The 22,932-nt window shown below is 66.6% G+C and carries 23 protein-coding genes; 16 read left to right on the forward strand and 7 right to left on the reverse strand.

Annotation, left to right across the window (positions count from 1 at the left end; genetic code table 11):
• The first annotated feature begins 26 nt into the window (after positions 1-26).
• The 4 genes from QYL93_RS24185 to QYL93_RS24200 all read left to right on the forward strand — a co-directional run bounded on the left by QYL93_RS24185 (position 27) and on the right by QYL93_RS24200 (position 4,987).
• A complete protein-coding gene (locus QYL93_RS24185) occupies positions 27-1,544 on the forward strand; it encodes a helicase HerA-like C-terminal domain-containing protein (protein ID WP_305746045.1) in 1,518 nt (505 codons plus the stop codon).
• A 224-nt stretch (positions 1,545-1,768) separates the two neighbouring features.
• Entirely contained in the window at positions 1,769-2,575 is an 807-nt protein-coding gene (locus QYL93_RS24190; protein WP_305746046.1) for a hypothetical protein, read from the forward strand.
• Between the two features lie 128 nt (positions 2,576-2,703).
• A complete protein-coding gene (locus tag QYL93_RS24195) occupies positions 2,704-4,026 on the forward strand; it encodes a hemolysin family protein (protein WP_305746047.1) in 1,323 nt (440 codons plus the stop codon).
• Positions 4,027-4,132: 106 nt separating this feature from the next.
• The gene (locus tag QYL93_RS24200) at positions 4,133-4,987 is read left to right on the forward strand and encodes an enoyl-CoA hydratase-related protein (protein WP_305746048.1); all 855 of its coding nucleotides are present in this window, start codon (positions 4,133-4,135) and stop codon (positions 4,985-4,987) included.
• Positions 4,988-4,995: 8 nt separating this feature from the next.
• Here QYL93_RS24200 and QYL93_RS24205 read toward each other — a convergent pair whose 3' ends face one another.
• Together QYL93_RS24205 and QYL93_RS24210 are read right to left on the reverse strand one after the other, a co-directional pair.
• The gene (locus QYL93_RS24205; protein WP_305746049.1) at positions 4,996-5,766 is read right to left on the reverse strand and encodes an amino acid ABC transporter permease; all 771 of its coding nucleotides are present in this window, start codon (positions 5,764-5,766) and stop codon (positions 4,996-4,998) included.
• A gap of 106 nt (positions 5,767-5,872) precedes the next feature.
• A complete protein-coding gene (locus QYL93_RS24210) occupies positions 5,873-6,640 on the reverse strand; it encodes a basic amino acid ABC transporter substrate-binding protein (RefSeq protein ID WP_305746050.1) in 768 nt (255 codons plus the stop codon).
• A gap of 182 nt (positions 6,641-6,822) precedes the next feature.
• On the opposite strand from QYL93_RS24210, the gene QYL93_RS24215 reads away from it, so the two are divergent.
• The 9 genes from QYL93_RS24215 (at position 6,823) to QYL93_RS24255 (ending at position 15,741) form a co-directional block, all read left to right on the forward strand.
• Positions 6,823-7,797 carry a threo-3-hydroxy-L-aspartate ammonia-lyase gene (locus QYL93_RS24215; RefSeq protein WP_305746051.1) on the forward strand — a complete coding sequence of 325 codons (975 nt, stop codon included), beginning with the start codon at positions 6,823-6,825 and terminating at the stop codon, positions 7,795-7,797.
• A 31-nt stretch (positions 7,798-7,828) separates the two neighbouring features.
• A complete protein-coding gene (gene upp, locus QYL93_RS24220; protein ID WP_305746052.1) occupies positions 7,829-8,461 on the forward strand; it encodes a uracil phosphoribosyltransferase in 633 nt (210 codons plus the stop codon).
• A gap of 202 nt (positions 8,462-8,663) precedes the next feature.
• Positions 8,664-9,674 (forward strand): BMP family protein, encoded by a 1,011-nt coding sequence (locus QYL93_RS24225; RefSeq protein WP_305746053.1) that lies wholly within the window; start codon positions 8,664-8,666, stop codon positions 9,672-9,674.
• A gap of 443 nt (positions 9,675-10,117) precedes the next feature.
• The gene (locus QYL93_RS24230) at positions 10,118-11,017 is read left to right on the forward strand and encodes a 5'-methylthioadenosine/S-adenosylhomocysteine nucleosidase (RefSeq protein ID WP_305746119.1); all 900 of its coding nucleotides are present in this window, start codon (positions 10,118-10,120) and stop codon (positions 11,015-11,017) included.
• An 8-nt stretch (positions 11,018-11,025) separates the two neighbouring features.
• On the forward strand, positions 11,026-12,582 hold the full coding sequence (locus QYL93_RS24235) for an ABC transporter ATP-binding protein (protein WP_305746054.1): 1,557 nt from the start codon (positions 11,026-11,028) through the stop codon (positions 12,580-12,582).
• Between the two features lie 16 nt (positions 12,583-12,598).
• Entirely contained in the window at positions 12,599-13,660 is a 1,062-nt protein-coding gene (locus QYL93_RS24240; RefSeq protein ID WP_305746055.1) for an ABC transporter permease, read from the forward strand.
• Entirely contained in the window at positions 13,657-14,580 is a 924-nt protein-coding gene (locus QYL93_RS24245; RefSeq protein WP_305746056.1) for an ABC transporter permease, read from the forward strand. Before QYL93_RS24240 ends, QYL93_RS24245 begins: the two co-directional genes overlap by 4 nt.
• Positions 14,577-15,023, forward strand: coding sequence for a hypothetical protein (locus QYL93_RS24250; RefSeq protein ID WP_305746057.1), 447 nt, complete (start codon positions 14,577-14,579; stop codon positions 15,021-15,023). The genes QYL93_RS24245 and QYL93_RS24250 overlap by 4 nt, the downstream gene beginning before the upstream one ends.
• 1 nt (position 15,024) lies before the next feature.
• Positions 15,025-15,741 (forward strand): helix-turn-helix domain-containing protein, encoded by a 717-nt coding sequence (locus QYL93_RS24255; protein WP_305746058.1) that lies wholly within the window; start codon positions 15,025-15,027, stop codon positions 15,739-15,741.
• Here the strand turns inward: QYL93_RS24255 and QYL93_RS24260 are convergent, their stop codons facing one another.
• On the reverse strand, positions 15,742-16,137 hold the full coding sequence (locus tag QYL93_RS24260) for a VOC family protein (protein ID WP_305746059.1): 396 nt from the start codon (positions 16,135-16,137) through the stop codon (positions 15,742-15,744).
• A 170-nt stretch (positions 16,138-16,307) separates the two neighbouring features.
• On the opposite strand from QYL93_RS24260, the gene QYL93_RS24265 reads away from it, so the two are divergent.
• On the forward strand, positions 16,308-17,582 hold the full coding sequence (locus tag QYL93_RS24265; RefSeq protein ID WP_305746060.1) for an amidohydrolase family protein: 1,275 nt from the start codon (positions 16,308-16,310) through the stop codon (positions 17,580-17,582).
• Here QYL93_RS24265 and QYL93_RS24270 read toward each other — a convergent pair whose 3' ends face one another.
• Both QYL93_RS24270 and QYL93_RS24275 read right to left on the reverse strand, forming a co-directional pair.
• Positions 17,583-17,921, reverse strand: a complete 339-nt coding sequence (locus QYL93_RS24270) for a multidrug efflux SMR transporter (RefSeq protein ID WP_305746061.1) — start codon at positions 17,919-17,921, stop codon at positions 17,583-17,585.
• A 177-nt stretch (positions 17,922-18,098) separates the two neighbouring features.
• Positions 18,099-19,304 carry a GGDEF domain-containing protein gene (locus QYL93_RS24275; protein ID WP_305746062.1) on the reverse strand — a complete coding sequence of 402 codons (1,206 nt, stop codon included), beginning with the start codon at positions 19,302-19,304 and terminating at the stop codon, positions 18,099-18,101.
• A 216-nt stretch (positions 19,305-19,520) separates the two neighbouring features.
• On the opposite strand from QYL93_RS24275, the gene QYL93_RS24280 reads away from it, so the two are divergent.
• Entirely contained in the window at positions 19,521-20,270 is a 750-nt protein-coding gene (locus tag QYL93_RS24280) for an AAA family ATPase (protein ID WP_305746063.1), read from the forward strand.
• Positions 20,271-20,296: 26 nt separating this feature from the next.
• Positions 20,297-20,764, forward strand: a complete 468-nt coding sequence (locus tag QYL93_RS24285; RefSeq protein WP_305746064.1) for a hypothetical protein — start codon at positions 20,297-20,299, stop codon at positions 20,762-20,764.
• Between the two features lie 39 nt (positions 20,765-20,803).
• Here QYL93_RS24285 and QYL93_RS24290 read toward each other — a convergent pair whose 3' ends face one another.
• Positions 20,804-22,078 (reverse strand): hypothetical protein, encoded by a 1,275-nt coding sequence (locus QYL93_RS24290; protein ID WP_305746065.1) that lies wholly within the window; start codon positions 22,076-22,078, stop codon positions 20,804-20,806.
• Positions 22,079-22,086: 8 nt separating this feature from the next.
• Positions 22,087-22,842 carry a hypothetical protein gene (locus tag QYL93_RS24295; RefSeq protein ID WP_305746066.1) on the reverse strand — a complete coding sequence of 252 codons (756 nt, stop codon included), beginning with the start codon at positions 22,840-22,842 and terminating at the stop codon, positions 22,087-22,089.
• Positions 22,843-22,932 lie beyond the last annotated feature (90 nt).

Consider the following 22,932-nt stretch of genomic DNA (forward strand, 5'->3'; position numbering starts at 1 on the left):
GACCCGCATCCCCGAGGAAACCCCAAATGGCTGACCCACTTCTGATTGCCAAGCACGACACCACCGAATGCCATCTGCTACCGGGCCTGGCCAACCGCCACGGGCTCATCACGGGTGCCACAGGCACCGGCAAGACGGTGACACTGCAGACTCTGGCCGAGAATTTCTCGCGCATCGGGGTGCCGGTGTTCATGGCCGACGTCAAGGGCGACCTCACCGGGGCCAGCCAGCCCGGCAAGATCGGCGAGAAGCTGTCCGCCACGCTCAAGGAGCGTGGGCTGGACCTGCCCGCCCCCCTGGCTTGCCCCACCACGCTCTGGGACGTGTTCGGCGAGCAGGGCCACCCGGTGCGCGCCACGGTGTCGGACATGGGGCCGCTGCTGCTGGGGCGCATGCTCAACCTCAATGAGACGCAATTGGGCGTGCTCAACCTCGTGTTCAAGATAGCCGACGACAACGGCATGCTGCTGCTGGACCTCAAGGACCTGCGCGCCATGCTGCAGTATGTGGGCGACAACGGCAAGGAATTCACGACCGAGTACGGCAACGTGAGTGCGGCCAGTGTGGGCGCCATCCAGCGCGGGCTGCTGCAGATCGAGCAGCAGGGCGGCACGCAGTTCTTCGGCGAGCCCATGCTCAACATCCAGGACTTCATGCAGACCGTCGATGGCCAGGGCGTGGTCAACATCCTGGCGGCCGACAAGCTCATGAATTCGCCGCGCCTGTACGCCACCTTCCTCTTGTGGATGCTGTCCGAGCTGTTCGAGCAGTTGCCCGAGATCGGCGACCCCGAGCAGCCCAAGCTGGTGTTCTTCTTCGACGAGGCCCACCTCTTGTTCAACGAGGCGCCCAAGGTGCTGGTCGAGCGCATCGAGCTGGTGGTGCGCCTGGTGCGCTCCAAAGGCGTGGGCGTGTACTTCGTGACGCAGAACCCGCTCGATATCCCCGACACGGTGCTGGCCCAACTGGGCAACCGCGTGCAGCATGCGCTGCGCGCCTTCACGCCGCGCGACCAGAAGGCCGTGAAGGCCACGGCCACCACCATGCGGCAAAAGCCGGGCCTGGATATCGAAACCGCCATCACCGAACTGGCCGTGGGCGAGGCGCTGATCAGTTTTCTCGACGCCAAGGGCCGCCCCAGCGTGACCGAGCGCGTCTTTGTGCTGCCGCCGGGCAGCCAGCTGGGCCCCATCACGCCGCAGCAGCGCCAGGCGCTGATGGCCAGCTCGCTCGTGGCCGGCGTGTACGAAAAGGTGGTGGACCGCGAATCGGCCTATGAAAAGCTCAAGGGCCGCACTGCAGACGCTACGGCACAGGCGACGCCCGCAGGCAAGGGCTCGGTGGCGGCGCCTGCAGAAGAAGGCGGAGGCCTGCTGGGCGGCCTGAACGATGTGCTGTTCGGCTCCACCGGCCCGCGCGGCGGCAAGCGCGACGGCCTGGCGCAGACCATGGCCAAGTCGGCGGTGCGCACCATGGGCACCTCGCTGGGCAAAGAAATCCTGCGTGGCGTGCTTGGCAGCGTCTTCGGTGGAAGGAAAAGGTAACCCCCTGAGTCGCTTCGCGCCTTCCCCCTTGAAGGGGGACGCCCCCAGCGCAAGCGCTGGATACGCCGCCTTCGCGGCGGGGCGGCCCTTGCGCGGGGGCACTGGCCTAGGTCACGCCAGTTTCAATCGGGTGAAACCTGGCAACGGATCGATAAAAGCCATCCCATAGTCTCGAAAAAGAGGTAAAACCCCGGAAAACAGACACATAACAAAGGGGGAAACCGATGGGCAAGATCGACAGGCTGCTGGTGCGCTACGGCGGCAACGTGGTGCAACTGGCCATTGCCATCTGGGCACTGGCTTTCGTGGCCGCCTTCGCGGGGCTGCTGCGGCCCAACTGGCGCTGGGCCATCTACCTCGTTTGCACCGTGGCGGTCACCGCCATCGTCGTGCAGTGGACGCGCACGGTGCGTGAGCGCTATATCCGCGAGGCGCGCCTGCCCGCCTACTTGAAGCGCAAGCTGCGCGAGACCTACCCGCACCTCAGCCAGAAGGACTGCGAACTCGTGGAGCGCGGGCTGCGCCAGTTCTTCATGGCCTGCATGCGCAGCCGCAAGCAGTTCGTGGCCATGCCGTCCAAGGCGGTGGATGCGCTCTGGCACGACTTCATCCTGCACACGCAGGCCTACAAGACCTGGTGCCACAACGCGCTGGGCTTCTTTTTGCACCACACCCCTGCCGAGGCGCTGGGCGCGAAGGCCAGGAACAACGACGGCCTGCGCCGCGCCTGGTTCTGGGCCTGCAAGGAGGAGGCCATCAACCCCAAGGCCCCCAGCCGGCTGCCGCTGCTGTTTGCACTGGACTCCAAGATGGCGATTGCCGGCGGCTTCACCTACGTGCCCGACTGCAGCGACATCCTGCGCAAGAGCGGTGCTGGCGGCGATGGCAGCGGCACCTACTGCGGCACCAGCTTTTCCGACGGCAGCCACAGCGGCAGCTCGGACGATTTTGGTGGGGCCGACCATTCCAGCAGCAGCAGCGACAGTTCCAGCGACGGCGGGGGTGGTTGCGGCGGCGGGGGCGGTGATTGAGGGCGTGCGGGTTCTGACCCGGAACTGACGGCACCCGGGATGCCAATATCCGTTGCGGACCACGGCAATAACCACACCCCTACAATGGACAGCTTGTCAACTTCAAGGGAGCCCTTTGCTCCCTGTCTATGGAAATCGCAATACTGTTCGCCCTCATCCTTTTGAATGGGCTGTTCGCCATGTCAGAGATCGCTCTGGTCACGGCTCGCAAGGCCCGGCTGCAAAAGATGATTGATGAGGGCGATAGCGGCGCAGCCGCCGCCGTGAAACTGGGCGAAGACCCCACCCGCTTCCTCTCCACCATCCAGATCGGCATCACGTCGATCGGCGTGCTCAACGGTATCGTGGGCGAGGCCGCTCTGGCGGCCCCCCTGGCCGCCTGGCTGGCGTCACTGGGTGTACCCCCTCCCTACGGCGGCTACGCCGCCACCGGCCTGGTGGTGGTGCTGATCACCTACTTCTCCATCGTCGTGGGCGAACTGGTGCCCAAGCGCATCGGCCAGTCCCACCCCGAAACCTTTGCGCGCCTGGTCTCGCGGCCCATCAACTTCCTGGCACTGGCGACCAAGCCTTTCGTCATCCTGCTGTCCACCTCCACGCGCACGCTGCTGCGCCTGCTCGGAGTGAAGGAAACCAGCGGCAGCCCGGTGACCGAGGAAGAGATCCACGCCATGCTGGTCGAGGGCACGACGGCCGGCGTGATCGAATCGCACGAGCACACCATGGTGCGCAACGTGTTCCGCCTGGACGACCGCCAGATCGGCTCGCTCATGGTGCCGCGCGGCGACGTGGTCTGCCTGGATCTGGACCTGTCCTTCGAAGAAAACCTGCAGCGCATCGAGGAGTCGGACCACGCCCGCTTCCCCGTGGTGCGCGGCGGCATGGACAATATCCGCGGCGTGCTCAATGCGCGCCAGTGGCTCTCGCGCACCATCCGCGACAAGGCACACGGCCTGACCGACCAGCCGCTGCAGACGGCGCTGTACGTGCCCGAGACCATCACCGGCATGGAGCTCCTGGACAATTTCCGCCTGTCGGACGTGCACATGGCCTTCGTGATCGACGAGTACGGCGAGGTGCAGGGCATCGTCACGCTGCAGGACCTGATCGAGGCCATCACCGGCGAGTTCCAGCCGCGCGACCCCGAGACCTCGTGGGCGCTGCAGCGCGAGGACGGCAGCTGGCTGCTGGACGGCCACATCCCCGTGCCCGAGCTCAAGGACCGGCTCAACCTGGACGCCGTGCCCGAAGAAGAGCGCGGCCGCTACCACACCCTGAGCGGCATGATCATGCTGCTGACCGGCCGCCTGCCCAAGGTGACCGACACCGTGGAATGGGAAGGCTGGAAGCTCGAAGTGGTGGACATGGACGGCAAGACCATCGACAAGATCCTGGCCAGCCGCCTGCCCATGCCCGAACTGGCCAACGCCACGGAAACCACGGACGGCTGAGCCCCCCGCACTGCCCCGTCTGCCACGGGGCGGGCTCGGGCAAAACCCGCGCAGAGTCACCCACGCGACGATGGCGGCGCGGGCGTGCGGCCTACAGTGTTCGCCCATGAACACTGCCGCTTCCACCCTCACCTGCTTTTCCCTGACCACCACCGGCCATGTGGCCCACCTGGTGATGAACCGGCCAGAGGCCATGAACACCATGCACCCGACGTTCTGGCGTGAGCTGGACGCGGTGCTGGTGCACCTGCACCAGGCCGGCGAGGCACGCGCGCTGGTCATCAGCAGCACCGGCCGGCACTTCAGCGCGGGCATGGCGCTGGAGACCTTCGACGGCGCCATCACCATGGACGATCAGAGCCCCGAAGGCCGCGCCGCCATCTTCGACCTGCTGACCGACATGCAGCACACCTTCACCCGGCTCGAAAACCTGCGCATCCCGGTGATCATGGCCATCCACGGCGGCTGCATCGGCGGCGCGGTGGACATGGTGACGGCGGCCTGCATCCGCTATGCCACGGCCGATGCCTTCTTCTGCATCCAGGAGATCAACATCGGCATGGTGGCCGACGTGGGCACCCTGCAGCGCCTGCCCAAGCTGGTGCCCATGGGCGTGGTCAAGGAACTGGCCTACACCGGCCGGCGCATGCCCGCACAGAAGGCACTGGGCTACGGCCTGGTCAACGAGGTCTTCGATACGCAGGAAGCCATGCTGGCGGCCGCGCTGCAGTGTGCGCAGGAGATCGCCAGCAAGCCGCCCGTGGCCATCTGGGGCACCAAGCAGGCCGTAAACTATGCGCGCGACCACTCGGTGGAAGACAGCCTGCGCCAGATGGGCTGGCTGCAGGGCGCCATCTGGAGCAACCGGAATGTGCAGGAATCGGTCGCGGCCATGAAGCAAAAGCGCGCGGGCGACTTCCCTGCCCTCACCCCGCTGCAGCGGTTTTCAGAGCTGGGGTAGGGCCTGCCTCAGCTGCGCTCGCTGCGCGCCATGTGGTGCTCCAGCCGGCGCAGCAAGGTGGTCAGCGCCAGCGTCATGCACCAGTAGGCCAGCGAGATGGCCAGGTAGGGCTCCCAGTAGCGCGCATAGGCGCCTGCCACCGTGCGCGCGGCGTAGGCCATCTCGGCCAGGCCGATGGCCGAGACCAGCGAGGTGTCCTTGAGCAGCGCGATCATGTTGTTGCCCAGCGGCGGCAGCATGCGCCTGAAAGCCTGGGGCAGCACCACGTAGCGCAGCACCTGCAGGGGGGTCAGCCCCAGCGAGCGCCCCGCGTCCGACTGGCCACGCGCGATGGACTGGATGCCAGCGCGGAACACCTCCGAGATGTAGGCCGCCGAGTTCAGCGTGAGCGCAGCGATGCCCGAGATCAGGGCGCCATGCTCCTGCTTGAGCGTGCGCGCCAGATCGCCGTCCACCAGCAGGCCCGACACCGGGTGGATGAACAGCGGCATCACCGCGAAGTGCATGAGCAGAATCTGCACGAACAGCGGCGTGCCGCGGAAAAAGCTCACGTACACCGTGGACGGCCAGCGCAGCAGAAAGCGGCACACCCAGCTCCACGGCGCATGGCGCGCCTGCGCCAGCCGCGCCAGGGCCAGCACCAGGCCCCAGCTGCCACCCAGCAGCACGCAGACCACCGTCATGCACAGGGTCATCCACGCGCCCTTGATGAACAGCTCGCGGTATTCCACCAGGATGTCTGGCCGGAACCAGCCAAACCACAATTCGGGTTGCTCCATGCTTCTCTCCTTCTACCCAGGGCGCGCAGCGCGGCAACCCTTCGTCAGAAAACAAAAAAGCGGCCGCATGGCGGCCGCTGCAAGTGACTCAAGCCAAAACCGGGGCTCAGCGTGCCTTGAAATCCTTGGCGAACCACTTCTTGTAGATCTCGCCGTAGCTGCCATCGGCGCGCACGGCGGCCAGACCGGCGTTGAGCTTGTCCTGCAAGGCCTTGTCGCCCTTCTTGACGACGATGCCGAAACCTTCTTCCGGGAAGGACGGGTCTTCCACCGTCTTGAGCGCTGGATTCTGGCTCACGCGGTAGGCGATCACGCCGTTGTCGCCGATGGCCGCATCCACGCCGCCGCCAGCCAGTTCGGAGATGATGAGCGGCGTGCTCTCGAAGCGGCGGATGTTGGCGTTGGTCTTGCCGAACTCGCGCGAGGCCACGTCGTCGGCGGTGGAAGCGTTCACCACCGCGATCTTCTTGCCCGCCAGGTCCTTGAGCGAGGCCACGGTGCTGCCCTTGGCTACGGCGATGAGCTGGTGGGCTGCGAAGTACGGGGCCGAGAAGTCGTAGCTCTGGCGGCGCTTGTCGTTGATGGTCACGCCCGAGATCACCAGGTCCACGTCGCCATTGTTGAGCGCCGCGAAGATGCCGCTCCATGGCGTGTTCACGACCTTGATCTTGAGGTTCTGGTGCTTGGCGATGGCATTGATGATGTCAATGTCGAAGCCCACGATCTGCTTGTCCTTGTTCTCGAACGCAAACGGCGCATAGGTCGCGCTGGAGGCCACGGTGAGTTCGCGGGCCTGGGCCTGGGCGACCAGGGACACACCGAAAGAGGCGGCCAGGCCGAGGCCCAGGGTGGCAATGCGACGGGAAATGGACATGGTGGGCTCTTGGGGAAAGTCGGGGAAACGGGCAGTATATCCATGCCTCCTGCGAAGACTCGTCAATATTCATAGCGTTCCGCGCCCTGTTTTCGGGCCTTGCACGGCCCCTGCGGCCAAAAGCCGGGCGGTTTTATGATGGGTGGAATAGTTGAGCCCATTCATCCCCGAAAGATTCCACTATGAGCAACGCCAGCCTCCCCCCGCCCACCTACGCGGATGTTGTTTCTGCCGCACAGCGGCTCGCTGGCGTGGCCCATCGCACGCACGTGCTGCGCTCCAACATGGCTGACGCGCTGCTGGGCACCCAGGCGTTCTTCAAGTGCGAGAACCAGCAGCGCACGGGTTCGTTCAAGTTCCGCGGGGCCTACAACACCCTCTCGCGGTTCAGCGACGAACAGCGCGAGCGCGGCGTGTTGGCCTTCTCTGCCGGCAACCACGCGCAGGCCATCGCGCTGTCGGCCCGGCTGCTGGACATGCCCGCCCTGATCGTGATGCCCGAGGACGCTCCCGCCACCAAGATGGCGGCCACGCGCGAGTATGGCGCCCAGGTCGTCACCTACGACCGCTACACCGAGGACCGCGAGGCCATCAGCCAGAGACTGGCCGAGGAGCGCGGCATGACGCTGGTGCCGCCCTTCGATCACCCGCACGTGATCGCCGGCGAGGGCACGGCCGCCAAGGAATTCCTGGAAGAAGTTCCCGACCTCGACTACCTCTTCGTCTGCGTGGGCGGCGGCGGCCTGCTCGCCGGCAGCCTGCTGGCCGCCGAAGCCCTGGCGCCGAACTGCCGCGTGGTGGGCGTGGAGCCCGAGGCCGGCAACGACGGCCAGCAATCGCTGCGCAGCGGACAGCTGGTCCAGATCCCCACGCCACACACGATTGCCGATGGCGCACAGGCCCGCTCGCTCGGGCAGATCCCCTTTCCCATCATCCAGCGCCTGGCGGAAGACATCGTCACCGCCACCGACGAGCAACTGGTCGAGGCCATGCGCTTCTTTGCCGAGCGCATGAAGCTGGTGGTGGAGCCCACGGGTGCCCTGGCCTTCGCGGGTGCCCGGCACGGCAGCGTGGACGTGCATGGCGCGCGCGTGGGCATCCTCATCAGCGGGGGGAATGTGGACATGGCGCGCTATGCGCGCTTTCTGGCAGACTAGGCGCGACCCAAAAACAATCGAGCACTACGCCATGAGCACCAACGTCACCGTCATCAAGCACCCCCTCGTCCAGCACAAGCTCACGCTGATGCGCAAGAAGGACGCCAGCACCAACAGCTTTCGCCGCCTGCTGGGCGAGCTGAGCACGCTCATGGCCTACGAGGTCACGCGCGACATGCCGCTGCAGGACATCGAGATCGAGACCCCGCTGGAAACCATGACCGGCCAGGTGATCGACGGCAAGAAGCTGGTGCTGGTCTCCATCCTGCGCGCGGGCAACGGCTTTCTCGATGGCATGCTCAATGTGGTGCCCGGCGCCCGCGTGGGCCACATCGGTCTGTACCGCGACCCGGCCACCCTGCAGCCGGTGGAGTATTACTTCAAGATGCCGTCCGAGATGGACGAGCGCGACATCATCGTGGTCGACCCCATGCTGGCCACCGGCAACTCGGCCGCCGCCTGCGTCGACCGGCTCAAGAAGCTCAACCCGCGCTCCATCAAGTTCGTGTGCCTGCTGGCCGCCCCCGAAGGCGTGGCCACGCTGCAGAAGGCGCACCCCGACGTGCCGATCTTCACCGCCGCCATCGACCGCGAGCTCAACGACCACGGCTATATCCTGCCGGGCCTGGGCGATGCCGGCGACCGAATCTTTGGCACCAAATAAGCGCGCGCCAGACCGAACAGCCGCCGCAGGGACCAAGTCCTTGGGCGGCTTTTTTACGCCCCAAGCCGGTGCGAATTTTTACCAACTGGTGGCTTTCTTCTGGCAGACTCCATGCCAGCGCCTGCCATCCATTGGCGCAATAATTGCTTGAGACAACGCCAGATCCGATCGCCCGTCCTCCATCCGAAGAAGGAATCACCCCATGACCTCACGCCGCATCTTCACCGGCCACCTGCTCTCCACCTCCCTGGCACTGTCGGCCATGATCGGGCTGGCGCCCGGTGCCGCCATGGCACAGGCCAAGACCAAGGTGGCGGCGATCTACACGGTGCCCTATGAGCAGCAGTGGGTGAGCCGCATCCACAAGGCGCTCAAGGCAGCCGAGGCACGCGGCGAGATCGAGTACAAGTCCAGCGAGAACGTGACCAACGCCGACTACGAGCGCGTGATGCGCGAGTACGCCACCGGCGGCAACCAGCTTATCGTGGGCGAGGCCTTCGCGGTGGAAGCCGCCGCCCGCAAGGTGGCCAAGGACTTCCCCAAGACTTCCTTCCTGCTCGGCTCCTCGGGCAAGCCGCAGGCGCCCAACTTCAGCGTGTTCGACAACTACATCCAGGAGCCGGCCTACCTGTCGGGTATGGTGGCTGGCGGCATGACCAAGAGCAACAAGATCGGCATGGTCGGCGGCTTCCCCATCCCCGAGGTGAACCGCCTGATGCACGCCTTCATGGCCGGCGCCAAGGAAGTCAATCCCAAGGTGGAGTTCACCATCAGCTTCATCAACAGCTGGTTCGACCCACCAAAGGCCAAGGAAGCCACCTTCGCCATGATCGACAAGGGCGCCGACGTGCTCTACGCCGAACGCTTCGGCGTGAGCGATGCGGCCAAGGAAAAGGGCAAGCTGGCCATCGGCAACGTGATCAACACGCAGGACAAGTACCCCGACACGGTGGTCGCCTCCGCCCTGTGGCACATGGAGCCCAGCATCGACCGCGCGCTCAAGCTGGTCAAGGAAGGCAAGTTCACGCCCGAGGACTACGGCCCGTACTCGATGATGAAGCACAAGGGCTCGGAACTCGCGCCCCTGGGCACCTTCGAGAAGAAGGTGCCGGCCGACATCGTGGCCAAGGTCAAGGCCAAGGAGGCCGACATCCTGGCCGGCAAGTTCACCGTGAAGGTGGACGACAGCCAGCCCAAGTCCACGGCCAAGTAAGCAAGGCAAGTTGTTGGCGCGCGACTCAAGAATCCTGGGCACGCTTTTCATTGCACTGGGCGCCATTGGCATAGTCGTTGGCGCCTGGGCTTTGTTGAGCGGAACCCCGTTCATGCAACAGGGATCGGGCTGCAAAGCCATCTGTGGCCTCACCATGCTTACGGTTCAATTCCTGGGACTGCCAGCTGGCGCCTTGGTGGGCGGGGTGCTGTGGCTTGCAGTGGGCGTTGCGTTCTCGCTGGGTGGGTACCGCGTCCTGCACATGCGCTGACCGACTCGCAGCGCGCGCTTGGAACAACTCAGGCGCTTCAAACGTGCAGAAGATGCTCTCAATGCGCTTATTCTTGTCTTGCTGAACAGGATACATCGCCATGCAAGTACGACACCGCTCACATGCCTCTCTCAGGACATTGGCCCACCAATGCTCGCGCTTTCTGGGCGCGATGGCGATTGCCGCAGTCCTGACGGGCTGCGCGGCCGTCCCGCCGGACAAGGCGGTCCGAATCGACGCCACACCGCGCATCGCCGTCATCTCAGCCTTTGCCCCCGAGCTCACCGTGCTGCTGCCCCAGGTGCAGCAGCCCGTCAGGCACAGCGTGAACGGCGTGGAGTTCACCACCGGCACGCTGCAGGGCAAGCCCGTGGTGGTGTTCCTCTCGGGCATCAGCATGACCAATGCGGCCATGAACACGCAACTGGTGCTGGACCGCTTCAACGTGAGCCACATCGTTTTCTCCGGCATTGCCGGCGGGGTGAACCCGGGCCTGCACATCGGCGACGTGACCGTGCCTGCGCGCTGGGGCCAGTACATGGAGTGGCTCATGGCGCGCGAAGACCAGCCCGGCAAGTACACGGCCCCGGGCTGGATGCGGGCCGAGCTGACCCTGCCCGCCTTCGGCATGATGCATCCGCGCCCGGTGGAGGTGCGTTCGGCTGCCAATCCGAAACTCACGCAGAAATTCTGGTTCGAGGCCGACCCACGCATGCTGGCCGTGGCCCATGGCCTGGCCGCCGTGCCCCTCGCCCACTGCCACGCCAGCCACTGCCTGAAGGAGCGCCCGCGCATGGTGGTGGGCGGCAATGGCGTGTCGGGCCAGGCCTTCGTGGACAACAAGGCCTTCCGCGAATATGCGTTCAAGACCTTCGAGGCGAATGTGCTCGACATGGAGACCGCCGCCACCGCCATGGTGGCGCACAGCAACGGCGTGCCCTACATCGCCTTTCGCTCGCTGAGCGACCTGGCGGGCGGCGGCGATGGCGCCAACGAGATGGACACCTTCATGCACCTGGCGGCGGCCAACTCGGCCAAGGTGCTGCAGGCCTTCCTGGCCGCCTGGAAGTAGCCCGATCCATGTCCGTGGAGACTGCAGAAACGGTTCTTCGCCTCACCGGCATCACCAAGCGCTTTGGCAAGCTGGTGGCCAATGACGGCATCGGCCTCACACTGGCGCGTGGCGAGGTGCTGGCCCTGCTGGGCGAAAACGGTGCGGGCAAGTCCACGCTGATGTCCATCCTGTTCGGCCACTATGTGGCCGACGAGGGCCACATCGAGGTCTTCGGCCAGCCCCTGCCCCCGGGCCAGCCACGCGCCGCGCTGGCGGCCGGCATTGGCATGGTGCACCAGCACTTCACGCTGGCCGACAACCTCACCGTGCTGGACAACGTGCTGCTGGGCAGCGAGCCGCTGTGGAAACCCTTCTCGCGCCGCAGCGCCGCACGCGAGAAGCTGCTGGCCGTGTCCGCCCGCTTCGGACTGCCGGTACAACCCGAGGCCCGCGTGGGCAGCCTCTCTGTGGGCGAGCGCCAGCGGGTGGAGATCCTCAAGGCGCTGTACCGCGGCGCACGCATCCTCATCCTGGACGAACCCACGGCCGTGCTCACCCCGCAGGAGAGCGAAGCGCTGTTCCACACCCTGTCGCAGATGGTGTCCCAGGGCCTGTCCATCATCTTCATCAGCCACAAGCTCGCTGAGGTGCTGCGCGTATCGCACCGCGTGGCCGTGCTGCGCCAGGGCAGGCTGGTGGCCGAGGCGCCCGCGCAGGGCACCACGCAAGGGCAACTCGCGCAGTGGATGGTGGGCCATGCCATCGAGGCCAGCGCACGCAGGCCCGCCAAAAGCGTGGGCGCGCCGGTATGCTCACTGGCTGATGTATCCACCGCCCCCACCGGGCGCGACCGGCTGCAGGGCGTGTCGCTCACCCTGAATGCGGGCGAGATCGTCGCCATTGCCGGTGTCTCGGGCAATGGCCAGGTGGCACTGGCCGATGTGCTGTGCGGCATGCGCGCCGCCACGGCCGGCCAGGTCACGCTGCTGGGCGCGCCGCTGCAGGCCCGGCCGGCCTGGGTGGTGAACCAGGGTGTGGCCCGAATCCCCGAGGACCGGCATGCCGTGGGCGTGGTGGGCGACCTGCCGGTGTGGGAGAACGCCGTGTCCGAGCGCCTGCGCAGCCACTGGTTCGCCCACCCCTGGTTCCGGGCCTTCTGGGTCAAGCGCTTTGCTGCGCGCCAGCACGCCCAGCGCGTGGCCGAGACCTTCGACGTGCGCGGCGGTGGGCCCGATACCCCGGCCCGCGCGCTCTCGGGCGGCAACATGCAAAAGCTCATCCTGGGCCGCGCCCTGCTGCCGCCCTACGACGCAAGCCAGAGCGCGCCGGCCCCGCGCCTCATCGTGGCGCACCAGCCCACCTGGGGCCTCGATATCGGCGCCGTCACCTTCGTGCAGCAGCAGCTCATCAACGCGCGCGACGGGGGTGCGGCCGTGCTGCTGATCTCGGACGACCTCGATGAAGTACTGGCCCTGGGCGACCGCGTGGCGGTAATGCACGAGGGGCATCTAAGCGAAGCGAAGCCTGCCGATGCCTGGACGCGCGAGGCCATCGGGCTGGCCATGGCCGGCTCTGCCCCCTGACCCTTTCCATCTGCCCATGAGACTCGAAAAACGCAACCACATCTCCCCCGCCGCGTACGTGGCCGCGCCGGTGGGTGCCGTGGTCTTCACCCTGCTCATCAGCGGCCTGCTGGTGCTGTGGGCCGGTGCGCCCGTGGGCCAGACCTATGCGTTGCTAGTCAAAGGCGCGTTCGGCTCGGTCTTTGCGCTGACCGAAACGCTCACACGTGCCACGCCGCTGATCCTGACCGGGCTGGCCGCCGCCGTGGCCTTCCGCGCGCGGCTGTTCAACATCGGGGCCGAGGGGCAGCTCTACGCGGGTGCGCTGGCCGCCGTGGCCGTGGGTGGCCTGCATGGCGGCACGGGGCTGGAGTGGTCGCCTTGGCTGCTGTTCCCCCTCATGATGCTGGCGGCGGCCCTGGCCGGGGCGCTGCTGTTGCTGGGCCCGGCGCTGATGAAATCGCGGCTGGGGGTGGACGAAGTGGTGACCACGCTGCTGCTCAATTTCATCGCCCTGCTGCTGGTCTCTGCCCTGCTCGACGGGCCCATGAAGGACCCGCTCTCCATGGGCTGGCCGCAGAGCGTGGCGCTGCAGGGCGATATGGAACTGTCGAAGCTGGTGGCGCAGACGCGCCTGCACACGGGGCTGCTGTGGGCCATCGGGCTTGCACTCATCCTCTGGGCCATTTTACGGCGCACCGTGCCGGGCTTCGACATCCGCGCAGCAGGCGCCAATGCGCGCGCTGCCGCGTTTGCGGGCGTGCCCATCACCCGCACCGTGGTGCTGGTCGCCCTGCTCTCGGGCGGCCTGGCGGGGCTGGCCGGTGCCATCGAGGTGGCGGGCCGCACGGGCTATGTCACGCTCGACATGTCGCCGGGCTACGGCTACAGCGGCATCGTCATCGCCATGCTGGCCGGGTTGCACCCTTTGGGCGTGATCGCGGCGGGCACCTTCGTAGCCGGCGTGCTCGTGGGCGCCGACAGCATGAGCCGCGCGGTGGGCGTGCCCACCTACATCGCCGACGTGATCGTGGCCACCTCGCTGATCGCGGTGCTGGTGGCGACATTGCTCACGCAATACCGAGTGCGCTGGAAATGACCGAGTTGCTCGACATCCTGGCCAACCCGGCCTTCTGGATCGCCACCCTGCGTGTGGCCACGCCGCTCATCCTGGGCACGCTCGGGGTGCTGCTGTGCGAGCGCGCCGGCGTGCTCAACCTGGGCATCGAAGGCATCATGGTCGCGGGCGCCTTCACGGGCTGGCTCGTGGTGTATGCCGGCTACAGCCTGTGGACCGGGGTGCTGGTGGCGGCGCTCACGGGCGCGGTATTCGGACTCTTGCATGCCTGGCTCACCGTGGGGCTGGCGCTGTCGCAGCATGTCTCGGGCCTGGGCATCACGCTGCTGGCGACGGCGCTCAGCTACTACGGCTACCGCGTGAGCTTCCCCAAGGTGAACACACCGCCCACCATCGAGCCGTTTGCGCCCATGGAATGGCTGGGTGTGCCCATTCTCTCGGCGCAGACGCCGCTCACGCTGCTGGCGCTGGCCCTGGTGCCGCTGCTGGCCTGGGTGCTCATGCGCACGCCGCTGGGCCTGGCCGTGCGCATGGTGGGCGAGAACCCACAGGCCGCCGAAGGCCAGGGCCTGTCGGTGGCAGCCACGCGCACGGGCGCCATCGTGGCGGGCTCGGCGCTGATGGGGGTCGCAGGCTCGTTCCTCACGCTGTCGGCGTTCAACGCCTTTTTCTTCAACATGGTCAACGGGCGCGGCTGGATCTGCGTGGCACTGGTGGTGTTCGCCTCGTGGCGGCCGGGCAAGGCGCTGCTGGGCGCCCTGCTGTTCGCCTTTTTCGATGCGCTGCAGCTGCGCCTGCAGCAGGCGGGCGATGCCTGGCTGCCCTACCAGGTCTACCTGATGCTGCCTTACCTGCTGTCCATCCTGGCGCTGGTGCTGGTGGCGCGCAAGGCGGCCTACCCGCAGGCGCTGATGAAGCCCTACCGCAAGGGCGAGCGGTGACCGGGGCCCGATGGCTGGCCACGCTGGCACTGGTCTGCAGCGCGCCCGCCCATGCCCTGGGCATGGATGTGCCCTACGAGCGCTTTGCCACCGCCGATGCGGTGGACTGGGTGCAGGTCTGCGGCCAATGGCCCACGCGCAAGAACCAGGGCGTCTACCGCATCGTGCATGGCACGCAGCACGCGCAGTCCTTCCTGTACCTGCAGTGGATGCAGCGAGACGACAACGGCACCTTGCAGGCAGTGCACACCCAGAGCATTCCCGAGCTCAACAACGACCATGCGGAGATCACCCTGACCCGCATCGCCTGCCGCAGCACGCGCACCGGCATCCGCATCACCGCGCAGGCCCGCTCGGGGCATGAAGACAGGCTGCGCAGCATCACCATCGAGGCCGGCCACCGGCCTGGCGTATACCGCTACACGCCCACCCCCAGGCGGTGATGTGATCGAGCACGCCCCACTGGCCCTGCCCTGCGCCGTTCTGGCCCGCTGGCAGCACACCGGCACTGACGACAGCCCCACCACGGTGCTGCCCGATGGCTGCAGCGACCTCATCCTGCACATCGATGCCAAGGGCGCATGCGGCTGGCATATCTCCCCGTTGGGCAGTACGGCCCTGCAGGTGCCCGGCCATGCGGGCGAGCTGTGGCTGGGCTACCGCCTGCAGCCGGGTGTGAGCATCCGGCACACCGCGGTGCTGTCCGCCGCGCAGGCCCTGTGGCAGCAGGCGCAGGCGCGTGCACGCGCCAGCGCTGCATACCCGTGCATCGATGCGACGCTGGAAACTGCGGTCCTGGAGGCCATCGACACCCATGTGCACCTGGACTTGCGTGCCCAGGAGGCCCTGCACACGCTGGCCCATGCCCCATCCGTGGGCCACGCCGCCAAGGCGCTCGGCGTATCGGAACGCAGCCTGGAGCGCATGGCCCTGCAGGCCACGGGCCAGCCGCCGCGCTTTTGGCGGGCGCTGGCCCGCGTTCGCCGCGCGGCCCAGACACTGGGCACCCATGCGCCCTTGGTCGCCATTGCAGCAGACCATGGCTATGCCGACCAGGCCCATTTCAGCCGCGAATGCCTGCGCTGGCTGGGCGCCACACCCATGCGGCTGCGCCAGTCCCCGGCGCTGCTGGCCACGGTAGCGCAGGCGGGCTATGGGTAATCAATCCGCAGGCGGCGGCCCCATGAGCGTACACAGTTCCACCAGCGCATCGTTGATGTCGGCCACATAGGCCACCGTCTGGCCCCAGGGCATCTGCTCGGGCGCCTGTACCAGGCGGGCTCCGGCGGCCACGGCACGCTCCACTGCAGCAGCCACGTCCGCTGTGGTGAATGCGATCTCGAAGCTCGGTGCGCTGGCCGATGCGCGCTGCGGGTTCTTGCCCAGCTCGGTCATCAGGCGCAGCGATGAGAAGGCCAGCGCTGTGGCACCCGTGTCCAGCTCGCCATAGTCGCCGGCCTCGTGCACGAAGCGGCGCTTGAGGCCAAAGGCGGCCTCGTAGAAGGCAATGGTGCGGGGCACGTCTTCGACGTAGAGAATGGTGTAGCCAAATTGCATGGAAGAATTCCTTCAAGAAGAACGGTCTTGGGACAAGCTTAGGGGCGCCCAGGCCCCCGGTCTTGAACAAACCCGACAAATCCGCACCAGCACATGGGCCCTGCCGCCAACGGCAACCTGAAGCACCCTCTACACTGGCACATACCGCCCCCACTCACCATCACCCGCCCATGCTCGACCTGCTCATCCTCAACGCCACCCTGCCGGACGGCCGCAGCAACATGTCCGTGGCCGTGCAGGACGGGCGCATCACCGAAGTGACCGAAGGCCTGCAGGCACCGGCACACGAGACGGTGGACGCCGGCGGCCTGCTGCTGAGCCCGCCCTTCGTGGACGCGCATTTCCACATGGATTCGACACTCAGCTACGGCCAGCCGCGCGTGAACCAGAGCGGCACCCTGCTCGAAGGCATTGCGCTGTGGGGCGAACTCAAGCCGCAGCTCACGCACGAAGCCATCGTGCAGCGCGCGCTGCAGTACTGCGACTGGGCCGTGGCCCAGGGGCTGCTGGCCATCCGCTCGCATGTGGACACCAGCGACGCTAGCCTGCTGCCGGTGCGTGCGCTGCTCGACGTGAAGCAGCGCGTGGCGCCCTACCTCAATCTGCAGCTGGTGGCCTTTCCGCAGGACGGCGTGCTGCGCTCGCCGGGCGGGCTCGACAACCTCAAACGCGCGCTGGACCTCGGCGTGGACGTGGTGGGCGGCATCCCCCACTTCGAGCGCACCATGGCCCAGGGGGCCGAGAGCGTGAGGATTCTGTGCGAACTGGCCGCCAGCCTGGGCAAGCGCGTCGACATGCACTGCGACGAGTCGGACGACCCGCTTTCGCGCCATGTGGAGACCCTGGCGCACGAGACCCACCGCCTGGGCCTGCACGGCCGCGCGGCGGGCTCGCACCTCACGTCGATGCACAGCATGGACAACTACTACGTGAGCAAGCTCATCCCGCTGATGGCCGAGGCGCAGCTGGGCGTGGTGGCCAACCCGCTGATCAACATCACGCTGCAGGGCCGCCACGACACCTACCCCAAGCGCCGCGGCATGACGCGCGTGCCCGAGCTGATGGCCGCTGGCCTCACCGTGGCCTTTGGGCACGACTGCGTGATGGACCCCTGGTACGGCGGCGGCAGCGCCGACATGCTCGAAGCCGCCCACATGGGCCTGCACGTGGCCCAGATGACCAGCCAGGCGGCGATGCGCCAGTGCTTCGAGGCGGTGACCACCAATCCCGCAAAACTGCTGGGCCTGGAAAGCTATGGAATTGCAGCAGGCTGCCATGCCGACTTCGTGCTGCTGCATGCGCGCAACCCGGTCGAGGCTATCCGCCTGCGGTCCGCCCGCCTGGCGGTGTACCGGCGCGGCAAGAAGATCGCGAGCAGCCCCGCACCCGTCGCTGCGCTGGACCTGCCCGGCAGGCCGAGCAGCGTGGGGTTTCTGGCGGATTGATCAGTGCGCTGGGCCTGCCAGGCTGAGCGTGACCACCCCGGCCACCACCAGAGCGAGCCCGGCGAGCCGCATGCCCGAGAGCGGCTCACCAAACAGCGCAACCCCCAGCAGCGCCGTCAACGCCAGTCCGCTGCCTGCCCACACCGCATAGGTGGTGCCCATGCCGATGTGCTTCATGGCCAGTGACATCCACCACACCGCCAGCACGTAGCAGACCCCAGCAGCCACCGAAGGCGCCACGCGGGACAAGCCATCCGATTGCCTGAGCGCCACGGTACCAGCCACTTCAGAGGTGACACTGGCCGCCAGCAACAGCCAGGCCAGGGGTTTTGCTTCCAACAGATACGCCAACGCCATATGCACTCCATATGCCCGCCAGCCGCTTGTACCGAGCGGAGCGAACAGACAGACGACAGGAAAGCGGTACCCGAAAGGAATCGGCAATGAGTCTACACGGCTTCGCGCAGGTGCCTGTTACAGGGGGCCGTGGCCGGTCCCCCGCAGTGCCACGGATGCTCAGAGAGCGGGCACGGCATTCGCTGCCGCCACCGCCCTCTCGGGCGCCTGCACCACCTCCACCCGGTTGCGCCCGCGCTTCTTGGCCAGGTACATGGCCTCATCGGCACGTTGCAGTGCCGCATCAGGCGTGTCACCTGAAGTGCACAGGGTGACTCCGATGCTCACCGTCAGTGCAATCGGCCCCCGGGCTGTGGGCATCGGCTGTGCGGCGACCATGGCGCACAGGCGCTCGGCCACGGTGCGGGCACCCTCGTAGCCGGCGTTGGGCAGCACGATGGCGAACTCTTCTCCCCCCAGGCGGCCCAGCACGTCTTCACGGCGCAGGCAGCGGTTGGCCAGCAGCACAAAGTGGCGCAGCACCTCGTCGCCGCACTGGTGGCCCCAGGTGTCGTTGACCTTCTTGAAGTGGTCCAGGTCGATCACCAGCACGGGCAGCCCACCCCCGCCGGTGCGCTGGGCATTGCTCATGGCCTTGTCCAGCAGGGTCAGAAAGGCGCGGCGGTTGAACACATTGGTCAACGGGTCCACCTCGGCCAGGTGCCGCAGTTCGCTGGTGATGAATTCATTGGCCAGCATCAGCGTGCCAAAGGCCAGCAGCACCAGCGCCACCAAAGACTCCAGCACCACGAATTGCGAGATCTGTGCTACCAGCGCTGCATTCAACGGCTCCTCAGCAGGGCCTGCGCCCAAAGTGAACAGCAAGGGCCGCAGCAGCAGGAACAGGCCATGCGCTCCCGCCGTCACGGCAAACATGTAGCGTGCGGGCACCTGCCCCATTACCCCCTGAGCCAGCGTGCGCGCCGTCAGCAGGAAGAACACCCCTGCACCCAGCCCCGCAAAGACGAAGCGCATGCCCAGGTGGGGCCGCACCAGCGTGAAATAAACCGAGAGCAGCACCAGCGCCCCGATGGCCACCGCCGCGTAGGCATGCGACACGGGGCGACGCCCCATGTACACACGGGCCCCTAACAGGCAAAGGTAGGCTGCCAGCGAGACCGCTCCCTGCGAAAACACCACCGACACTACCTCGGGCAGCTGCCCGCGCGCCAAGAGGCTCGTGCTGAACACGAAGGCACACAGAAAGGACAGCATCCACAGCTTCAGGCCCGGAATATTCCTGTTGAAATGCCACATCGCAAACAGCACGGCGGTGACCAGTGCAGACAGGATGGCAGCGAGGATGACGAGTGTGGGGCTGTGCACTGAGGGTTGGAAGCTAGCGGATGGCGGGCGCGCGCGTGGGGCGAGGAACAATCAGTGCTGAAATGGCGATGGGCTCCAATGTTACTCTTGCGACATGACCGGTGGCTGACTGAGTTGCTGCGGGTTTTGCTGAAAACAAACACATGTGCCCGACCGCTTCCAGGGAAATGGCTGCGCACCACGGCCCCCCGCACGGGCTGCCAAGCACCTGCAACCATGATCACATCCCAGTACGTCAGCCGCATCACCCTGCGCCGCGACAAGGTCGAATCGTTCGAGCAGTACCCGTTTTCGCTGCCCGTCTTGCGCCACCTTGAGCAGATCGACCTGCACCCGCGCGTCAGTTTCTTCGTGGGTGAAAACGGCTCGGGCAAATCGACGCTGCTCGAAGCCATCGCGGTCTCCCTGGGGTTCAACGCCGAGGGCGGGTCGAAGAACTTCAGCTTCGGCACAAGGCGCTCGCATTCCGAACTGCATGAGTACCTGCGCATCGCCAAAGGTCTGCGCCCTCCGCGAGATGGCTACTTCCTGAGGGCAGAGAGCTTCTTCAACGTGGCGACCGAGATCGAGAAGCTGGACGAAGACCCCTTCGGCGGCCCACCGATCATTGGCGCGTATGGCAACCGCTCATTGCACGAGCAGTCCCACGGTGAATCTTTTCTGGCGCTGATGATGGAACGTTTCCGGGGCCAGGGCCTGTACATCCTGGACGAACCCGAGGCCGCGCTGTCGCCCCAGCGCCAACTAGCCACCCTGGTGCGCATGCGCGACCTGGTGGAGGAGAAATCCCAGTTCATCATCGCCACGCACTCGCCCATCCTCATGGCTTACCCGGACGCCACGATTTTCCACTGCGGCAAGGACGGGATTGAGGAGATCGCCTACCAGGACACCGAGCACTACCGGGTGACCCGCGATTTCCTCATGGACCCGCAGCGCATGCTGGACCAACTGTTCGCCCAGTAGTGCACACCCACAAGGAGACACCCGCCATGTCCACCGATATCGCAGGCGCCCTGCAGAAACTCACGCCCTTCGTGGGCACCTGGCACACCACCGGCACCGTGGTCGCGACCTCGGCGGCCTACAGGGCCACGGACATCTACGAATGGCTGCCGAGCGGGCACTTCCTGGTGCACCGCTGGGATGCACAGATGCCCGATGGCAGGTCGCAAGGCATCGAGATCATTGGCCCCGATGCGCCGGACGGCGCGGATGGCTCGGACGACGCGGCAAGGGGGCACTACACCATGCAGTCGTTCGACAGCACAGGCAAGGCGGACACCATGCGCGCCATCGTGGACGGCAAGCAGGTGGCCTTCGACGGCAACGGAGTCCGCTTTCGCGGCGCATTCAACGGCAACGGAACTGAAATGGCCGGGACATGGTCGCTGCGCGCAGAAGGCAGCAGTCAGGACTGGGAACCGTGGATGACGGTGGTGCTCCGGCGCAGCAATTGATCCGGCCACATCGGACGTGCACCAGTCGCTGACAACCGGTCAGCCCGCCACCACGTTGCACTCCCGGCGCAGCAGCGCCAGGGCATCGTGCATCTGGTAGTCCATGTCGCTCAGCAGCGTGGCCTGCGACTCCTGCACGAAGCTGTTCCACAGGTCCACATAGTCGGCCTGGCGTGCGCCAGGCGCATTGGCGCGGATGAAATCCGCGGCCAGCGCGGGCTGCCAGCCGCTCTTGCGCAGCTTGCGCACCAGGCTGGCGGCGGTCTTTTCGGTCAGCACGGTCTTTTTGGGCGTGCCGGTGGCCAGACACAGGAACAGAGTGAGCAGGCTGGGCTCGTCCTCGTTGCCCTGCACCGTCTTCGCCCAGGTCTTGCTGGCGGGCTGGGGCGCATCGCCCTCCTCGTCCAGGTCGGCCAGGTTGCGGTGGTAGTCGTCCACCTCGGCCAGCGGGTCGTCGAGCAGAAAATAGCGCGCGCGGAAACCGCTGGTGGGCCGCAGCAGGTTGCGCAGCGGGGTGGCAGCGTCGAGCAGCTTGGGCAGGTCGGCCAGCACGGCAGCGCGCTGCGCCTCCACCACGTCCTTCAGGTCCACAGGCAGGCCCGGCGGCAGCGACAGCCTGACCTGGTCGGCCGTGGTCTTCTTCTTGCGGTGGGCGGTGGCGATCTTCTCGAACACCACGGCGTTGGGCCAGTCACCCACCTTGGGGGCCAGGGCCTGCAGCAGCAAGCCGGCGCGGACCACGGCCTCGGCGTCGGCGCCCGACTCTTCGAGCGCATCGTCGTCCAGGTCGTACTGCTCGGCCATCCACCGGGCGGCGCTGATGGCCGCTGCGATCTGGCTGCGGCGCACCAGCTCGGCGCGGTAATCGGCATGGCTGCGCAGGGACCACACGGCCAGCAGCGGCGTTTCGGCATCGGCACAGCCGCCCATGCCGAAGTTGCTGCTCTCGGGCATGGCGATCAGGCGCTTGAGCATGTCCGAGCCGCCCTTGGAGCGCGACAGGAAGGAGTTGTCGCGCAGCGACACCGCCGCCTTCTGCAGGTCGCCCTCCGTGGTGTCCAGCAGGTACAGGCTGATCATGTTGACCATGCGGTCACGGGCCTTTTCCAGCTCCGGGCGCAGGAACTCGCTGCCGAAGTAGCGTGCGATCTGCACCATGCCCTTGGGGGCGTCGGTGTTCATCGCAGCCAACTTCGCCGCGTCGATGATGCCGTGCGCCACGCCGTGGGCCAGGGCCTTTTCAAAGAACGGGCGCGCGTCGTGCAGTTGCAGCGCGTTGGCCGCCGGCGCAGAAGACATTTCGTGCTCGGACATGAAGAAAGTCAGATAGCCGACTCTTCGTCGGATGCGCGCGCAGCAGGCGTCGCCTTGCCGCGGTCGGTCTCGCTGGTCTCGAACTTGCCGTCGTCCTCTTCGGCCGCCTCGTCGCCCTCCTCCAGGCCCAGGTCGAAGGCACGGGCCTTGGCGCGCAGCACCAGCAGGGTTTCGATGAACAGGTCGCGGCACTCATAGCGCAGCAGCCAGGCCATCTGCATCCAGTCGCGGTCGGCCACTTCGTCCTGGTCAATGCGCGGCTGCACATAGCCCGAGGCCAGCAGTTCGTCGTCGGTCAGCGTGGGGCCGTAGTCTTCCACCGCGTCGAAAGTGCCGGTGCGGGCAAAGGCCTCGATGCGGCTCCACTTTTCGGCAAAGTAGTTGGCCAGGGCTTCGCTGCCGCCCTCCAGGTCGCCAATGGCGGTGAGAAAGGCCACGGGGTCGGCATCGTCGCGAAACACCACGGCATTGACCATGTTGCGCAGGTGCGTGTGGGTGAGGTCCTTGTACTGCTTTTCGAGCACCATGGCGCGCGCAAACTGCTCGGGCGTGACCAGCAGGTTGACCACCGAGGCCTTGGAGTCGTCGTACTCGCGCATCACGGCCAGGATGTCCTTGGGCGCGAGCTGGTCGAGCACCACCATCAGGGCGTTGTCGCCATCGGTGTCGGCCAGCTCGGCCAGCGCCGACTCGGCGCCCACGATGTCGCCGGCCGCGATGAGGCTGGTGGTCTTGGTGATCAGGGCCAGGTGGCTATTGCTCATGGCGGTTTTCCTTTAATTTATCCGTTGCGCCATGCGGTACCCGCAGGCCTTTGAAACTGGAGCTCCAAAGGCCAGGGCCGCCGCGCAAGG

The sequence above is a fragment of the Acidovorax sp. A1169 genome (assembly GCF_030704685.1).
Taxonomy (GTDB): Bacteria; Pseudomonadota; Gammaproteobacteria; order Burkholderiales; family Burkholderiaceae_C; genus Acidovorax.

Excerpts from the sequence above, each read along its gene's own strand:
- QYL93_RS24205 (WP_305746049.1), bottom strand. The coding sequence starts at position 5,766 with ATGGAGCAACCCGAATTGTGGTTTGGCTGGTTCCGGCCAGACATCCTG.
- upp (WP_305746052.1), top strand. The coding sequence starts at position 7,829 with ATGAGCACCAACGTCACCGTCATCAAGCACCCCCTCGTCCAGCACAAG.
- QYL93_RS24235 (WP_305746054.1), top strand. The coding sequence starts at position 11,026 with ATGTCCGTGGAGACTGCAGAAACGGTTCTTCGCCTCACCGGCATCACC.
- QYL93_RS24185 (WP_305746045.1), top strand. The coding sequence starts at position 27 with ATGGCTGACCCACTTCTGATTGCCAAGCACGACACCACCGAATGCCAT.
- QYL93_RS24290 (WP_305746065.1), bottom strand. The coding sequence starts at position 22,078 with ATGTCCGAGCACGAAATGTCTTCTGCGCCGGCGGCCAACGCGCTGCAA.
- QYL93_RS24210 (WP_305746050.1), bottom strand. The coding sequence starts at position 6,640 with ATGTCCATTTCCCGTCGCATTGCCACCCTGGGCCTCGGCCTGGCCGCC.
- QYL93_RS24190 (WP_305746046.1), top strand. The coding sequence starts at position 1,769 with ATGGGCAAGATCGACAGGCTGCTGGTGCGCTACGGCGGCAACGTGGTG.
- QYL93_RS24225 (WP_305746053.1), top strand. The coding sequence starts at position 8,664 with ATGACCTCACGCCGCATCTTCACCGGCCACCTGCTCTCCACCTCCCTG.
- QYL93_RS24215 (WP_305746051.1), top strand. The coding sequence starts at position 6,823 with ATGAGCAACGCCAGCCTCCCCCCGCCCACCTACGCGGATGTTGTTTCT.
- QYL93_RS24195 (WP_305746047.1), top strand. The coding sequence starts at position 2,704 with ATGGAAATCGCAATACTGTTCGCCCTCATCCTTTTGAATGGGCTGTTC.
- QYL93_RS24260 (WP_305746059.1), bottom strand. The coding sequence starts at position 16,137 with ATGCAATTTGGCTACACCATTCTCTACGTCGAAGACGTGCCCCGCACC.
- QYL93_RS24230 (WP_305746119.1), top strand. The coding sequence starts at position 10,118 with ATGGCGATTGCCGCAGTCCTGACGGGCTGCGCGGCCGTCCCGCCGGAC.
- QYL93_RS24245 (WP_305746056.1), top strand. The coding sequence starts at position 13,657 with ATGACCGAGTTGCTCGACATCCTGGCCAACCCGGCCTTCTGGATCGCC.
- QYL93_RS24285 (WP_305746064.1), top strand. The coding sequence starts at position 20,297 with ATGTCCACCGATATCGCAGGCGCCCTGCAGAAACTCACGCCCTTCGTG.
- QYL93_RS24280 (WP_305746063.1), top strand. The coding sequence starts at position 19,521 with ATGATCACATCCCAGTACGTCAGCCGCATCACCCTGCGCCGCGACAAG.
- QYL93_RS24200 (WP_305746048.1), top strand. The coding sequence starts at position 4,133 with ATGAACACTGCCGCTTCCACCCTCACCTGCTTTTCCCTGACCACCACC.
- QYL93_RS24265 (WP_305746060.1), top strand. The coding sequence starts at position 16,308 with ATGCTCGACCTGCTCATCCTCAACGCCACCCTGCCGGACGGCCGCAGC.
- QYL93_RS24295 (WP_305746066.1), bottom strand. The coding sequence starts at position 22,842 with ATGAGCAATAGCCACCTGGCCCTGATCACCAAGACCACCAGCCTCATC.
- QYL93_RS24240 (WP_305746055.1), top strand. The coding sequence starts at position 12,599 with ATGAGACTCGAAAAACGCAACCACATCTCCCCCGCCGCGTACGTGGCC.